This window comes from Acinetobacter sp. DL27, from assembly GCF_055810995.1.
Genome location: NZ_CM147947.1, coordinates 1686872 through 1702500 on the forward strand (window position 1 = coordinate 1686872; position 15629 = coordinate 1702500).

A 15629-nucleotide genomic window follows, 5' to 3' on the forward strand; every position below is an offset into this window, starting at 1 on the left:
TTATTTTAAGGTTTTAATCCAACGGCTTTAGCACGAGCAGCGTGTAACTTTTTATAACTGTCGATTAAACGTAAGTGACGGTCCAAACCTTCAAGTTTCATACTGGTTTCTGTTAAACCATAGAAACGAATACGACCTTCAACTGTGCCTATTACCGCATCCATACGTTCATCACCGAACATACGGCGGAAGTTGGCTTCATACTCTTCCAGTTCCATGTCGTCATCTAACATCACTTCGAGCACGACATTCATGCACTGGTAGAACAGACCACGTTCAACGGTATTGGTGTTGTATTGTAAGAATGTCTCAACCAAGTCTTTCGCTTCCTCAAACTGCTCTAATGCAAGATAGATGAGTAGTTTAAGTTCAAGCAGAGTCAATTGACCCCATTCGGTATTGTCATCAAACTCAATCCCGATCAAAGTCTTGATTTCAGTATAGTCATCTAGCTCACATTCTTCTAAACGTTCAACCAGCGTTTCGAGTTGTTCGTTGTCTAAACGGTGTAAGTTGAGGATGTCTTCACGGTAAAGCAGTGCTTTGTTGGTGTTGTCCCAAACCAAGTCTTCAACCAAGTAAATTTCTGAGTAACCCGGTACCAAGATACGGCACGCCGTTGCGCCTAAATGTTGGTAAATGGCCATATAGACTTCTTTGCCCATATTTTCCAAAATACTGAACAGTTCATCAGCTTCATCAGCATTTGAGTTTTGGCCTTGATTGGTAAAGTCCCACTCGACAAAGTCATAGTCCGATTTGGTACTAAAGAAACGCCATGACACTACACCACTTGAGTCAATGAAGTGCTCAACAAAGTTATTGGGTTCAGTGACCGCATTTGAGCTAAATGTTGGGCGAGGTAAGTCGTTCAGACCTTCAAAACTACGACCTTGCAGTAGCTCAGTTAAGCTACGCTCAAGCGCAACTTCAAAGCTTGGATGTGCACCGAAAGAGGCGAATACACCACCTGTACGTGGGTTCATTAACGTCACACACATTACAGGGTATTGACCGCCTAGAGAAGCATCCTTCACCAGTACAGGGAAACCTTGCTCTTCTAAACCTTGGATGCCCGCTAAAATACTTGGGTATTTCGCTAAAACCTCTTGCGGCACATCTGGCAGGGTCAGTTCACCTTCCAAAATTTCACGTTTTACGGCACGCTCAAAAATTTCAGACAAACACTGTACTTGTGCTTCAGCTAAGGTGTTTCCTGCACTCATCCCGTTACTAAGGTACAAGTTTTCAATCAAGTTTGATGGGAAGTAAACCACTTCAGCATCAGACTGGCGAACAAAAGGTAAAGCGCAAATACCGCGCTCAGTTTTCCCTGAGTTGGTGTCGTATAAATGCGTACCTAACAGTTCTTCTTCAGGGTCATAAATTTCAAGTGTATATTCATCCAGAACGCCTTCTGGCATTTCACCATTTGGACCTGGCATGAACCATTTTTCATCTGGATAATGCACAAACTTGGCATTGGCAATGTCTTCACCCCAGAACTGGTCGTTATAGAAGAAGTTACAGTTCAGACGTTCAATGAACTCACCCAGCGCAGAAGCCAAGGCGCTTTCTTTGCTTGACCCTTTACCGTTGGTAAAACACATTGGCGATTGAGCATCACGAATATGTAAAGACCATACATTTGGCACAATGTTACGCCAAGAGGCAATCTCAATTTTCATGCCTAGACCAGCCAAAATACCTGACATATTGGCAATGGTTTCTTCTAAAGGTAGGTCTTTACCCGGAATAATCGTGCTAGTTTCAGAAGCAAGGCTTGGAATAAGCAGGGCTTGAGCGTCAGCATCAATGCTTTCTACTTCTTCAATAATAAACTCAGGCCCTGTTTGAATTACTTTCTTAACCGTACAACGGTCGATAGAGCGCAAAATACCTTGGCGATCTTTTTCCGAAATGTCCGCTGGGAGTTCAACTTGAATTTTGAAAATTTGTTTATAGCGGTTTTCAGGGTCAACAATGTTGTTTTGAGACAAGCGAATGTTGTCGGTTGGAATGTCACGTGCTAAACAATACACTTTGACAAAATAAGCTGCACAAAGCGCAGAAGATGCTAAAAAGTAGTCAAATGGACCGGGTGCAGAGCCATCACCTTTGTAGCGAATCGGTTGATCGGCAATGACTGTAAAATCATCGAACTTCGCTTCTTGGCGAAGATTATCGAGATAATTAACCTTGATTTCCATGCTGGCACCTAAATTTTCTTATATGTCAGCATGGACATACAAGAGATAAAATATTGAAAAATAAGCCGAATCACGGATGAAAATTGGACTTAAAAAAGTGTGGCTAGAGCGAAAAAGAACAAACAAGCAGTGGTTTGAAGCCATCTCTAGCAAGGATGCGGGATATTATAGTGTGATTTTCACAAGATGCTAATCTTTGTCTGCAAGTTCAAGGTATTTATCTCGGTGCACAAAGACATAAGCAGAGTGAGGACTGCTATTAAACCATTACGGACGAGCATTTTAAGTTGGGTTTTGATTATTTCTATATTGGCTTGGGCTCATTTGATACTGTCGTTTAAAGCTTTGGCTAAAAGCCGTTTCTGAGTTGTATCCTACCCGATGTGCAATTTGCTGAATTGTACCTTGTCCATTACGCAGGTATTGGGCGGCTAAACGCAGACGGTGTTGTTGCAAATAAGCCAAAGGGCTAGTGCCTAAAATTTGGCTAAACAATGTGGCAAATTTAGACCGTGACATACAACACTGTTCTGCAAGGGACTCAACTGTCCAAGGTTGTGCAGGTTCCGCATGAATTTTTGCAAGTGCATTGGATAGTTCAGGATGAGATAAAGCACTCAGCCAATTGTTCGAGTCTTGCAGCGCATCAATATAATCACGCACACATTCAATTAATAAAATACTCACCAAATGATCCAAAATTTTGTCACGACCCGGGCGTATGCGTTGGACTTCTAGAGCGAGAAACTGCAGCCCAATTTGCAACCATTCAGGAACCGTGCTGAGATCTTTGTGTTGAAGGTGAATAAACGCGGGTAAGGCCTGTACCAACGGACGCGCCATAATTGGGTCCATATGTGCATGTAAGGCCAAGATCACGGTTTTTTGTTGTGTCGCATCACTACCAAAAGAGACTTCTTTGTGTTGGTTTTGGGCAAATAAGTCAGAAATATCGAATACTTCCAATAGTTGGTCGGTGGTTGATGAGCGACACTCATGACTTGGCCCCGAAGGGAGTAAGATCAAGTCTCCGACTTCAGCAACAATAATTTGTTTAGAATCTAAACAAATGGTGAATTGTCCTTGAAGTACCGCATAGGCCATCATGGTGGATTGCTCGGTGTAGCGAAAAGCCCACTCACCGTGCGGTTTAAGGTAGAGGTACTCAGATTGGTTGAGATGTATATCTTCAAAAATTTTACTTAAAGCATCCATACTTTACGATTTCTAGTCTTTATTTCTTGGGCTTAATATTTGATTTAGGGTCAATTTAAGTCATTTCAGGCCAAGGACGATTACGCTGTTTTCTTGGACGTTAGCAACTGTTCTTTATGTCCCATTTCTAGAAATATAAAGGCATAACAAGAAAATTGGAAGAATGGTAATGAATGCATCAGTGAAAATGACGAATGCTAGCGTGGTCGTCAAAAATGCAGCAGGGATCGATAAAAAGCGTTTTGGCTGGTTATTGAGTCCTGGGCTTCCTGTGATTGGTATGGGCATTTTAGCGGGCTATCATTTTGGTCCGAAACCCACTAAGAAAATCTTCGCTTTGGGTGGGCCGTTACTACTGCATGTCATTATTCCTGCGGTAGATGGTCTGGTCGGTGCAGATGAAAATAACCCTTCGGATGATGAAATTAAGGTCTTGGTGAATGACCCGTACTATGACCGTATTGTGAAATTATTCATTCCGCTACAAATGGCAGCCAATTTGTTTGCAGGTTATGTGGTGACCCGCAAAAATGTATCGATGCTCGACCAAATATTATTGGGTGTCTCCATGGGGGCAATTAATGGAGTAGCAGTAAATACAGCACATGAATTGTGCCATCGTCCTAAAAAATCAGATCATTATTGGTCGCATATGACTTTAGCTCCGTTGGTCTACAACCATTTCCGCATTGAGCACCCTTATGGGCATCATAAACGTGCTGCAACACCAGAAGATCCTGCTTCATCGAAAATGGGCGAGACTTTTTATGAGTTTTGGCCGCGTACCGTTTTCGGTGGGTTGAAGTCGGCTGTTGAAATTGAACATAAACGCCTAAAACGAAAAGGTCTGTCTTTCTTCTCCAAAGAAAATGAACTGTTTCATGGATGGGCGATGAGTGCTGGTTTTCATGCAACCATGTTGAAATTGTTTGGTAAAAAAGTGACGCCATATCTGGTGACACAAGCATTTTATGGCGTGAGTCTGTTTGAAATTATTAATTATATTGAACACTATGGTTTAAAGCGTAGCCAAAAAGAAGATGGAAGTTATGCGCGAACCATGCCTGAACACAGCTGGAATAATAACAACATTGTGACTAACTTATTCTTATACCAGCTACAACGCCATTCAGATCATCATGCCTATCCAACCCGCCCATTTCAGGCCTTAAGACATTTTGATGAAGCCCCAGAGCTACCGAGTGGTTATGCCACTATGTTGATTCCAGCGTTAATTCCAAAACTGTGGTTTAAAATGATGGATCAACGAGTGTTTGATCACTACGAAGGTGATTTGACCAAAGCCAATATTTTGCCAAAGCGCCGTGCTCAAATCTTCAAAAAATTTGGACTAAGTGCTGACTAAACTGGGATATTTCAGCGATAACAAGCTGAATACATAGTTGACATCGAACTTACAGCCATTGTTTCGTTGAGTGCCTGTAAGTTCGATGATCATGATAGGCGTACCGCTAAACTTTCTTTTTGAATAGGCATATAATGTTGGGTATGTAGTGAAAATATTGAACAGAAATGACACCTGCAACCAAACTTTTAAAAGCCAATAAAATCGATTTTTCTATTCATGAATATGAACATGATGCCAATACAAAAAGCTTTGGGCTTGAAGCCGCGGAAAAATTAAATCTACGTGTCGAAGAGGTGTTTAAAACACTGTTGGTGACCGACGAAAAAAACTATTTTGTTGCGATTCTTCCTGTACACCATCAGTTAAATTTGAAAAAAGTTGCACAGGCAGTGGGGGCAAAAAAACTAAAAATGTCCGACCCTAAAGATGCAGAACGACTGACCGGTTATTTGGTCGGTGGGATTAGTCCTGTTGGGCAGAAAAAAAGGTTAAAAACCGTGATTGACCAAAGCGCAGTACAGTTGGAAAAACTCTATGTCAGTGGGGGGAAGCGCGGCTTAGATATCGGTTTAAAACCGCAGGATTTAGCAAAAGTACTTTCAGCCACTTTTGCAGATGTACTGGATCAATAAAGAACAGTGATGTCTTCACTGTTTCATCCCTATTTGATTTAAGCCTTGAGCTCTTTTGAGTATTAATTCGAGCACAAATGAAAGCCCATTCAGGGGACTGAATGGGCTTTTCCTTATGAAATATAGGGAAATTTTATAGTTCGAATCAATTATAAATTCATAAACTATCATTTAAAGCTATGGTGTAATTTCGTATAGGCTTTATTAGAAAAACTGATTAATTTTTTAAAAGTATTAAAAAACAATAATATATGTTGGTGTGGTGCGTATTTTTTCAAAAGTAAACAAAATTGCAAAGATAAATGATAATAATTACCATTAACATGCTTTCTGCAGCGTTGGCCATCGTGAACATCTTTAAGAAACATAATTACATGAAATGAGCTTGGAATAAGCTTTAAAAAGAGGAAATGGTCAGATGAAAGAGCTAGCCAATCGCTTGGCGATGCAGCATCTTGTCAATGCATACTCGCAAGAAACAGGCAAGGCGAGCTTGTTTGAGAAGTATCAACAAAATTCAACTCAACTCGCGTTTAGCCAAGGTTTGACGCTGTTATCTTTGCCACTGAGTTTAATCCAGGCACAGCTTTTTGTTCCGTTAAGCTATGTCAGTCGTGTTGGGCGACATCGTATTGCGGCTTTACCGCAAATTTTTCAAAAAGGCCAAAAGCTTAACTTTAGCGCAGCAGCCATGGTCAGTCTGTTACTAGAAGAGTTAGTGCAACAATCCGAAGGCCATGTCGATGCTGCATCCTTAGTTGAGCGTTGGATTCAAAGTCGTGATGCATTACAACAGTTTTTAAATATTCGGGCAGTGGATTTTGATGTGCTCGTACAAGCTAAGCAAAGTTTTATAGAGTCTGAACAGGCTTTGATTTTAGGTCATAGCATGCATCCTGCACCGAAAAGCCGAACAGGTTTTGTCCATGAGGACTGGCAAAAATATTCACCTGAAGCTTGTGGTCAGACCCAGCTGCATTATTGGCTGGTGGCACCTGAATATATTGCAGAAGGAACAGCGCTAGAGCAGGCTTTTTCAATACAACTTAAACAAGAAATCAAATGGCATTTGTCTGAATCGGAACTTGAAACCTTAGCTGCATATGCACATTACAAACTGCTACCACTGCATCCGTGGCAAGCGCGCTATTTACAAAGCAAAGCGTGGTTTAAAAGTTTAAGAGCTAAACTGAAAATCATCGATTTGGGTGAAAAAGCATGGATATTTTCTCCAACAACTTCTGTACGTACTTTGGCGAGCTTTAACGCGCCGTGGATGTTAAAACCATCGCTTTCAGTGATGATTACCAACTCTATCCGCGTCAATTTAGCAAAAGAATGTCACCGCGGTGAAATGACCCATCGACTTTGGCACAGTGAGTTAGGGCAAAGTATTTTAAAACAATGTCCAACTCTAAAAGCGGTCAATGATCCTGCATGGATTGCTCTTCAGTTGGATGGTGAAATCATCGATGAAACGATTTGTATTGTACGTGATCAGCCGTTTACTCCTGAACAGCAGGTCACGTGTATTGCTTCATTGTGTCAGGATCATCCCGTAGAAGAACGGAATCGTTTTAATGCATTATTTGATCAGATTGCATCTCAACAAAATTTAGATGATAAAGCGAAAATTGCTCTTGATTGGTTTAAGACCTTTTTAAACATCAGTCTGACCCCGCTAATGTATGTTTACCATCGTTATGGTATGGCCTTTGAGTCGCATCAGCAAAATGTCTTGGTTGAGTTGAAAGATGGCTGGCCACAGTGGCTATGGCTACGGGACAATCAAGGTTTTTATTATATCGAAGAATTCGCAGATGAAATTTTACAACAATTTCCAGAACTGCATGATAAAGCCCATGCGGTAGGTTCAAAGACTTTTGTCGATGAACGTTTTAGTTATTATTTCTTTGGCAATACCTTGTTTGGCATCATCAATGCCATCGGTGCAACAGGTTTTGTAAGTGAGCAAGATTTACTGTCTGTTTTACAGCAACACCTCTTTGACCTGTTGAAGCAGTATCCAGACAGTAGTTTGATTCAAAGTCGGTTGTATCAACCGACGTTGCCTTATAAAGGTAATTTACTGACTCGTTTATATGAACTGGATGAATTGATTGCACCCGTTGAAAATCAGTCTGTCTATATTCAGTTAGCCAATCCGCTATATATCAAACAAGAGGATGCCCTCTATGCTTGATTTTATTGCGATTGGCCTTGGGCCATTTAACTTAAGCCTAGCCAGTTTGTTGCATGAAAAGACTGAACTGAACTATCTGTTTTTTGAAAAAAAAGCGCAGTTCGACTGGCATGCAGGTATGCAACTTCCCAATACGGTCTTGCAAGTTCCATTCATGGCGGATTTGGTATCGATGGTCGATCCGACCAGTCCGTTGAGTTTTTTGAATTACTTAAAATCACAGCAACGCTTATATAAATTCTACTTCCTTGAGCAGCCCCATATTCCACGCCGTGAATATAACCATTATTGCCAGTGGGTGGCAGATCAACTAGGTCATATACAGTACCAGTCAATGGTGAAGGCCATTTATGCCAAGAACGAAGGTTTTGAGGTGGTGGTTGAGCAAGGCGGCCGTTTTATTCGTTACTTGTGTCGAAACTTGGTGATTGGTTCGGGCAACCAGCCTTATTTGCCTGAATGTCTGCGTAAGTTACAACAACAAGTCCCTGAAAAATGTATTCATTCAGCTGATTACTTAATCCATAAAAAGGACAAGCTCAAAGGCAATGTCGTAGTTTTAGGCTCAGGACAGTCTTCGGCTGAAGTCTTTTTAGATTTGTTTGATCAGCAGTATCAACATGATGGTGTACCAACAGCTGAATTCAAGTTGCATTGGCTGACTCGTTCCAATGGCTTTTTCCCGATGGAATATGCACCATTGGGCTTGGAACATTTTAGTCCGAACTACACCCAACATTTTTATAGACTTTCAGAAACACAAAAAGCAGCGCAGTTAAAAAATCAAGCATTGCTATACAAAGGCATTAGTGCCAAAACCATACGTGAGATTTACCAAAAACTTTACCACCGTAGTATTGCCTCTGCTACACAAGCAACACATTTGCATGCACAAATCCAGTTGCTTGATGCTGAGTTAGTGGAAAGACAGCAGATTCGCTTGAGCCTTGAACATACGGTAACCAAGCAACGTTTTTATATGGATGTTGATTTTGTTGTGGCATCTACAGGTTATTACAGCCCTGAGTTTTCATTTTTTAAATACTTAAAACCCTTGATTGCAACAGATCAAGCTGGACGTTGGAAGGTGAGCCAAGACTATCGTTTGCAACATACAGCAATGGGGGAAATTTATGTGCAAAACCAAGAAATGCACAGTCATGGCGTAGGTACACCAGATTTAGGCCTAGGCGCATTTCGTGCTGCAACCATTGCCAATCAACTACTGGGTTATCAGCTCTATGAAATAGGAGGTAATGAACAGACGTTTCAACATTTCAGAGCTGAGCAGAACCCCGAAATGTATGTGCAGCATGACACATCCACTACACGAACAGCAGCTTTAACACCATTGAGTCCTAAATCAAAAAATATTGAGCAGCGCAAAATACAAACAGGGTCACATCCCTCTATGCAGCCTTATACATTCGAGAAAATCATATGAGCTTTGCACAACTTCAAGTGAATCAGAAACAGTGGCGTTTGGCAGGACAGCGCTTAATTGAAATGGCGATTGCTGAATTTTTATATGAAGAAATTATTCAAGTAACTCATTTAAAGGACAATCGTTACCAGCTGACGTTGGATGATCAAACCTATACTTTTAAAGCACAAAACTACTTATTGGGACATTGGCAGATTGAGGAGGGTTCAGTACGTGAGTTGAGCGCGGTTGAAGACCTGCCTGCATGGAACTTACATACTTTTATTCGTGCGTTTTCAAATCAAACCGAAGTTAAGCCCTTTACCAAGGCATATCTCATCAAAGAAATGAACAATACATGGTTAGCCGAGGCGCATTTATTTGATGAAAGTCGTTTAAGCAGTGAAGCAGCATTGACCGCATCGCATCATGAAATTGAAGGTATGCTCCGTGGTCATCCGTGGTTGATTATGAGCAAAGGTCGTATGGGTTTTGGTTATGACGACTACTTAAGTGCCGCTCCTGAACGCTCCCCAACGGTAAAAGTGCTGTGGCTCGCGGTGCATCGTGATTTGGCTGAGTTCCGTTCTACCGAGGAGTGGCAAGCAGGGAGACTTTATCAATATGAGTTGGATGCAGAAGAGTTAGAGAGCTTTGAACAACAGTTACATGAGAGAGGCTTCTCTTGTCGTGACTATTTCCTTATTCCAGTACATGCATGGCAGTGGCATCAATGGTTAGTGCCAACTTATGCCAATGAAATCGTGGATCAGCGCATTATTGAATTAGGCGTTGGGCAAGATGACTATGTACCTATGCAGTCGATTCGCACGCTTTGCAATATCAGTCAGCCTGAGCGTCATTATGTCAAATTACCTGTCAGTATCTTCAATACTGCGGTGTATCGTGGGTTGCCGTCTAAACGAAACTTAGCAGCTCCAGCCGTCACAGCTTGGTTAAAGCAGATTCAATCTCAAGATTCAGACTTGAAACAGTCAGGCGTTGCATTTTTAGGTGAAGTGGCAACTTTGACTATTCATCAGCCATGTTTTGATCAGATTGAAGGTGCGCCGTATCAGTTTAAAGAACTGTTTGGATGCTTATGGCGTGAAAGTGTAGATCCAGTGATTGGAACAGGTGAACAGGCACTTTCTCAAGCGGCTTTATTACATCGAGATATCAACGGACAGTCAATATTGGCTGTGTTGATTCAGGCCTCAGGTTTGAGTCCGTTGCAGTGGTTAAAACGCTTTGCCGAGGTATCGGTCACTCCACTCTTAATCTGCTTGTACAAATATGGCTTGGCTTTTTCTCCACATGGGGAAAATACCATGCTCATTCATGCCAATGGCGTACCGCAGAAAATGGTGCTGAAAGACTTTATTGATGATATCAATTTGGTTGATGAAGACTTTCCAGAATTGGCCAGTTTACCGATCGAAGGACAAATTTTACTGCGTCATCCTGCGCATGAACTCAGTCATTTTATTTTCACTGGGCTATTTATGGTGCATTACCGTTATATCTGTAATGTATTCCTACAAGACTACCCTGAGCATAGTGAAGTTGAATTTTGGCAAACCATTTCATCGGTCATTGATGCTTTTCATCAGGCACATCCAGAGTTGGCAGAACGCATTGAAAAATTTGCCATGTTTAGAGCCGAATTTGAAAAAATTTGTTTAAACCGAGTGCGTCTATTTACAACAAGTTATAACGATGAAGCAGAACGTCCTGTCCCTGTATTTTTAGATCCAATTGCCAATCCTGTCAGCCCTGAAACTTTAAAACGATGGTCAGAGCAGGTATCTAAGTCAACTGACGATACAACGACAAAGCGTATCGCATCATAAAAAACCAAAAAATTAGCAGGCTTCCACATGAAAACACTTTCACAACAACTTCCCGATTTTTACGAATACTATGAGAATGAGACGCAATTTTACTTGCGCCAAGTACAGTATCCGCAGGATTTAGCACTGTTACATAAATGGATGCATGAGCCTCATGTTATTCCACAGTGGCAACTGAATAAGTCTGAAATTGATCTCGCGGTGTATTTTGAAAAAATGCTGGCCGATGACCATCATCGTTTGTTGATCGTTGGGGTGGATGGGCAGGATGTGGGCTATACCGAAATCTATGAAGGCAAGCGTGACCGTCTAGGACGTTATTACGATGGTCATGATTTAGACCTCGGGTGGCACTTACTGTTTGGTGAAAAGTCGGCTTTTGGCAAAGGCTATTTGCGTCCAGTGATGCGGCTATTAGGGTTTTATATTTTTGAAAATGCACCCTCCGACAAAATTGTCGGGGAGCCTGACCACACTGTTAAACCCTATGCCGCAGTGGTCGAAGAAATGTGCTATGAGGCGCAGCGTTTGATCCCGATGCCTGAAAAAACGGCCATGTTGTATTACTGCTTTAAACAAAAATTCTATGAAAAATTTGGAGGGTATTTAACTGATTCAAATGCATTTATGCAAAACCATAACCCACTCAATAGGACTGAGGAACTTACATGAGCTATAGCTCAGAACATATACAAATCATGGACATGCGCTTTTCAGCGCATGTCACTGTTGCCGAATTTGAACAATGGCTCAGTCAAGTCGAACGTTTTTTCTTAAAAAAACAGCACTTTGTTTTGGTCATGCAAACCGAAGTCGGTACGGAATTTCCTGAGGAATACCGTCAACTGCAAGCGGTTTGGTACAAAAAATACAAACAACTTTTTTTTCAATACTGCTTGGGTTTGGTTCGAATTGCACAAGACCCAACCGATCAACAACGACTGAATACACCTTCACTGCATGCTGCATGGCGGGTGCCTTACTACGTCACACTTGATCATTCTGATGCACTGCAATGGGCAGTGCAGAGGTGGATATGCAAAACCTAAATACACAAAGAGCAACACGCCAAATCTCAGCTTTGAGCTTAGCCGTTGTCATTGTTTTATATCTGGCACATGCCTTGCCTTTGTATTTTTACAATGTGGCATTGCCCGCTATTTTGCGACATCAGGGGGTAGATTTACGTTGGATTGGAATGCTTTCGCTGCTTTATATTCCATGGGCGTTTAAGTTCTTATGGGCGCCACTCATTGACCGACTTTATATCAAGAAGTTAGGTAAACGAAAAACATGGCTGCTCTTTACACAAGTAGCCCTAGTACTTGGGGTATTGGCCTTGGCATTTACCCAGTTCTCTTACGGACTGGTGGTGTTTGTTGTGATTGGCTTGTGGATTTCAAGCTTTGCGGCGACTCAAGACATTGCCATAGATGGTTATACCGTAGAAACCTTTTCAGCGTCTGAATATCGTCTAGGCAGTATGGCTCAGAGTATAGGGGTCGCTTTGGGGAGTATGTTGGGGGGCGCAGCTACACTGTGGCTATACCAGTACTATGGCTGGGAAAGCGCATTGGTATGTTTAGCGCTCATGACCGCTTTAACGATGTTTGCTGTTTTTTATATTCAAGAAAATGCAAATGAACAGACAAATATTGCCAAACAAGCTCCAAGCTTAGTCCGTGCTTTTAAACGCCCTGAAATTTTATCTGCCTTGGCACTGATCCTGTGTTATCGCGTGGTAGAAGCACCGGCAATGGCGATGCTCAATCCAATGCTGATTGACCAGAAATGGACGCTTGCCCAAATTGGGGTGCTGATGTCTGTGATTGGAGCAGGTGTGGGGTTGCTCGCTGCTGTGAGTGCCGCATTTTTATTAAAAAAAATTCAGGCTACACAGTTGCTCATTTGGGCGGGGTGGTGCCGAACAGCATTGTATGGGGTGATTGGCGCAGCCATTATTTTGGGTTGGTTAAACCAGTGGCATCTGCTCTTGGGAGGATTTGTCATTGTCATGCTTGCGATTCGTTATGTCGCGATGACTTCGTTATATGCCTATTTCATGCAAAGCAGTTCCAAAGAACAGGCAGGCACTGATTTCACCATTTTAGTGTGCTTTGAGCTACTGGTTTATTTCATCGGGGGAGCCGCATCGGGCTTTTTAGCCAAAGCACTTGGCTATGGCAATTTTTATGTGGTGTTGGCGGTTGCGTCTGTAGTCAGTGTACTACTGAGCCAATACATCATTACACGTCATCAAAAAACTCAACAAAAACTGTTGAATCAAGAAGTTTAATAAAAGGAAAAAGAAATGAACCGTTTTATGTTACCTATGCAGTTGACTTGTTTAACACTGGCTGTATGTACACAGTTATATGCTCAAGATAACGTTCTAACAAATTCAGCAAGTCAGACAAGCGGTGTTGAAGCCCAACAAAAAGAAACCACACAACTTGCACCGATTGTGATGACAGCAACCCGCTCTGCAAAGAGTATTGCGGACATTGCAGGCACTGTTTATAGCATAGATCAAGCTGAAATTGAAAAACAGGCCAATGCTGGCAAGAGCATTGCCGATATTTTGGGAACACTGGTTCCATCCCTTACACCGAGTAGCGGAACAACCTCAAACTATGGCATGACCATGCGTGGTCGTGTGGTGCAGTATATGATTGATGGGGTGCCACAAACGGGTTCACGTGATGGTTCGCGCCAACTAAATAGCATTCAACCGTCTATGATTGAACGTATTGAGGTGGTTTCAGGGGCGACCAGTATTTATGGCTCTGGAGCAACAGGCGGGATTATTAATATTATTACTAAACGTGGTGGTCAAGACCCAATTAGCTTTGAAACTAAAATTGGGGTAACGGCGGGTAATAACTTTAAATCAGATGCTATGGCTTATGAAGCATCACAAAGTGTCTTATTTAATCAAGGTGCATTGCAAGGAGCTTTCGGTGCAAGTTACACCACTCGCGGTGAAATTCAGGATAGCCATGGCAATCGCATAGGACCTGAGGTTGCACAGACAGACCGCCAAGATACGGACACATTAGACCTCAATGGTCGTTTGACGTGGAATATTTCAGATAGTCAAAGCTTAAGTTTTGGTGCGCAATATTTTAAAGATGAACAAGACAGCGAATATGGGGCAGACTATGGTACATACGGTCCTTATAATTTAGCCAATCTTATTTTTAGAACAGCGCCGTCTTTAAAAGCAGTCAAAGGTCTAGAATTGTCTGAGCAGCCACAGACTGAAAGATGGGGTGTTAATACTCAATATCAAAATGAGGATATCTTGGGACATGCTTTAAATGCAGAGGCTTATTACCGTAAAGAAAAAGGCCGTTGGTTCCCAACAGTTTCACCACTTGGTAATAGCTCTTTAAATGGTGCATTAGCACAACTTTATCCGAACTATGCAGACCCAAGGTCACCAGATTTTCTAAATGCAATTCGTTATGGTTATGGTGTAGTGCAATCCTCTAATGAAATTGATGTTGCTGGTACACGTTTGATGTTGAGTAAAGACTTTACGCTCAATGACCGTATTTTAAACTTGAATTATGGTGTGGACTATGAAAATGAAAAAAACAAAGCGTATGTAACCCGTTATGACTTTGATGATTTCTATAATAGTAATGGTTTAAAGCATACCGCAGTCAAAGATTATAAATTTGGACCTGATTTTGAAAATAATAAACTCGGTTTCTACTTGCAAGGTGATTATAACCTGACAGATCGCTTCAACATGCAAGCGGGTATTCGCCATGAAAGAATTGATAGTGAAGTCTCTGATTCAACACCATATCGAGAAGCTATTCCTGCCGATATTTTGGCAGAATTAGGTTATGGCTATGATGCTAAGGCTCTAAAAGGTGGAAAGATTAAGCACGATGCAACTTTATTTAATATCGGTGGTGTTTTCCATTTAACCGATGCTCAGCAAGTCTTTGCGAATTTTTCACAGGGCTTTAGCTTACCAGATGTACAACGTATGCTTCGCGATGTACCAGCCAGTTTTGTAGTAACGAGCAATAATATTGAGCCGATTAAAGTCAATAACTATGAGTTGGGTTGGCGTTTGCAAGGTGAATCAGGTTCGAATTTGGGGCTAACAGCTTTCTATAATGATTCAGACAAGGTGGTTAAGTTCAACGGTATTCCAAACTACAACATTGAAGTAATTGATACGGACGAGCGCGTTTATGGGGTTGAAGGAAATATATCCTATCGACTACAACCGAATTGGACAGTGGGTGGAACCATGGCTTATACCCGCGGACAGTTTAAAAATACCGCAGGAAAGTGGCAAGAGCTAGACGCAATTCGTGTTGCACCACTGAAAGGCACGGCATTTTCTGAGTGGCAGTTTAACAACGATATGAGCCTGCGCGTTCAATCTCTTGCTATCGGTGGTACAGATAAAGCCAAAAAAGATGCGGTAAAGTATGGTTCAACGCTTCCTGCTGAAATCAAAGGTTTCGCAACAATGGACGTTATAGCCAATGCCAAAGCAGGTTCTGGTACTGTGGGCTTTGGTGTGTATAACGTATGGAATGCAGACTATAAAACTGTATTTAGTCAGGCTGTCGCACCAACCTATGGCGCCATTTCAAGCTTAGCAGCTCAAGGTCGAACCTATGGTCTGAGCTATACATTAAAATATTAATTGCACAACCAGAGGTAGCTTTCAGCTACCTCTTTGCTTTGTAATC

Annotated in this window: 11 protein-coding genes; 9 read left to right on the plus strand and 2 right to left on the minus strand. The window is 41.8% G+C overall.

The genetic code is table 11. The features are described from left to right. Window positions 1–5: 5 nt before the first annotated feature. Entirely contained in the window at window positions 6–2210 is a 2205-nt protein-coding gene (locus AC0KVP_RS08225) for an OsmC domain/YcaO domain-containing protein (RefSeq protein ID WP_148826163.1), read from the minus strand. A 282-nt stretch (window positions 2211–2492) separates the two neighbouring features. After that, window positions 2493–3425 carry a helix-turn-helix transcriptional regulator gene (locus tag AC0KVP_RS08230; protein ID WP_148826162.1) on the minus strand — a complete coding sequence of 311 codons (933 nt, stop codon included), beginning with the start codon at window positions 3423–3425 and terminating at the stop codon, window positions 2493–2495. A 169-nt stretch (window positions 3426–3594) separates the two neighbouring features. Here AC0KVP_RS08230 and AC0KVP_RS08235 point away from each other — a divergent pair, with 169 nt between their 5' ends. The 9 genes from AC0KVP_RS08235 to AC0KVP_RS08275 all read left to right on the plus strand — a co-directional run bounded on the left by AC0KVP_RS08235 (window position 3595) and on the right by AC0KVP_RS08275 (window position 15583). Further along, window positions 3595–4791 (plus strand): alkane 1-monooxygenase, encoded by a 1197-nt coding sequence (locus AC0KVP_RS08235; RefSeq protein WP_148826161.1) that lies wholly within the window; start codon window positions 3595–3597, stop codon window positions 4789–4791. A gap of 167 nt (window positions 4792–4958) precedes the next feature. Then, window positions 4959–5426: a Cys-tRNA(Pro) deacylase gene (ybaK, locus tag AC0KVP_RS08240; RefSeq protein WP_473340249.1), complete on the plus strand. Its 468-nt coding sequence runs from the start codon at window positions 4959–4961 to the stop codon at window positions 5424–5426. Between the two features lie 418 nt (window positions 5427–5844). Beyond that, window positions 5845–7629 (plus strand): IucA/IucC family protein, encoded by a 1785-nt coding sequence (locus tag AC0KVP_RS08245; protein ID WP_473340251.1) that lies wholly within the window; start codon window positions 5845–5847, stop codon window positions 7627–7629. Beyond that, a complete protein-coding gene (locus AC0KVP_RS08250; protein WP_473340254.1) occupies window positions 7622–9073 on the plus strand; it encodes a lysine N(6)-hydroxylase/L-ornithine N(5)-oxygenase family protein in 1452 nt (483 codons plus the stop codon). The genes AC0KVP_RS08245 and AC0KVP_RS08250 overlap by 8 nt, the downstream gene beginning before the upstream one ends. Beyond that, on the plus strand, window positions 9070–10905 hold the full coding sequence (locus tag AC0KVP_RS08255) for an IucA/IucC family protein (protein WP_473340256.1): 1836 nt from the start codon (window positions 9070–9072) through the stop codon (window positions 10903–10905). The genes AC0KVP_RS08250 and AC0KVP_RS08255 overlap by 4 nt, the downstream gene beginning before the upstream one ends. Before the next feature lie 27 nt (window positions 10906–10932). Continuing rightward, window positions 10933–11577 (plus strand): GNAT family N-acetyltransferase, encoded by a 645-nt coding sequence (locus tag AC0KVP_RS08260; RefSeq protein ID WP_125280181.1) that lies wholly within the window; start codon window positions 10933–10935, stop codon window positions 11575–11577. Beyond that, on the plus strand, window positions 11574–11954 hold the full coding sequence (locus AC0KVP_RS08265) for a hypothetical protein (protein ID WP_234304890.1): 381 nt from the start codon (window positions 11574–11576) through the stop codon (window positions 11952–11954). Before AC0KVP_RS08260 ends, AC0KVP_RS08265 begins: the two co-directional genes overlap by 4 nt. Continuing rightward, window positions 11942–13201 carry an MFS transporter gene (locus tag AC0KVP_RS08270; protein WP_473340261.1) on the plus strand — a complete coding sequence of 420 codons (1260 nt, stop codon included), beginning with the start codon at window positions 11942–11944 and terminating at the stop codon, window positions 13199–13201. Before AC0KVP_RS08265 ends, AC0KVP_RS08270 begins: the two co-directional genes overlap by 13 nt. A 15-nt stretch (window positions 13202–13216) precedes the next feature. Next, the gene (locus AC0KVP_RS08275; RefSeq protein ID WP_473340264.1) at window positions 13217–15583 is read left to right on the plus strand and encodes a TonB-dependent receptor; all 2367 of its coding nucleotides are present in this window, start codon (window positions 13217–13219) and stop codon (window positions 15581–15583) included. The last annotated feature ends 46 nt before the right edge of the window (window positions 15584–15629 follow it).

Excerpts from the sequence above, each read along its gene's own strand:
- AC0KVP_RS08230 (WP_148826162.1), bottom strand. The coding sequence starts at position 3,425 with ATGGATGCTTTAAGTAAAATTTTTGAAGATATACATCTCAACCAATCT.
- AC0KVP_RS08250 (WP_473340254.1), top strand. The coding sequence starts at position 7,622 with ATGCTTGATTTTATTGCGATTGGCCTTGGGCCATTTAACTTAAGCCTA.
- AC0KVP_RS08255 (WP_473340256.1), top strand. The coding sequence starts at position 9,070 with ATGAGCTTTGCACAACTTCAAGTGAATCAGAAACAGTGGCGTTTGGCA.
- AC0KVP_RS08235 (WP_148826161.1), top strand. The coding sequence starts at position 3,595 with ATGAATGCATCAGTGAAAATGACGAATGCTAGCGTGGTCGTCAAAAAT.
- ybaK (WP_473340249.1), top strand. The coding sequence starts at position 4,959 with ATGACACCTGCAACCAAACTTTTAAAAGCCAATAAAATCGATTTTTCT.
- AC0KVP_RS08265 (WP_234304890.1), top strand. The coding sequence starts at position 11,574 with ATGAGCTATAGCTCAGAACATATACAAATCATGGACATGCGCTTTTCA.
- AC0KVP_RS08270 (WP_473340261.1), top strand. The coding sequence starts at position 11,942 with ATGCAAAACCTAAATACACAAAGAGCAACACGCCAAATCTCAGCTTTG.
- AC0KVP_RS08260 (WP_125280181.1), top strand. The coding sequence starts at position 10,933 with ATGAAAACACTTTCACAACAACTTCCCGATTTTTACGAATACTATGAG.
- AC0KVP_RS08225 (WP_148826163.1), bottom strand. The coding sequence starts at position 2,210 with ATGGAAATCAAGGTTAATTATCTCGATAATCTTCGCCAAGAAGCGAAG.
- AC0KVP_RS08245 (WP_473340251.1), top strand. The coding sequence starts at position 5,845 with ATGAAAGAGCTAGCCAATCGCTTGGCGATGCAGCATCTTGTCAATGCA.
- AC0KVP_RS08275 (WP_473340264.1), top strand. The coding sequence starts at position 13,217 with ATGAACCGTTTTATGTTACCTATGCAGTTGACTTGTTTAACACTGGCT.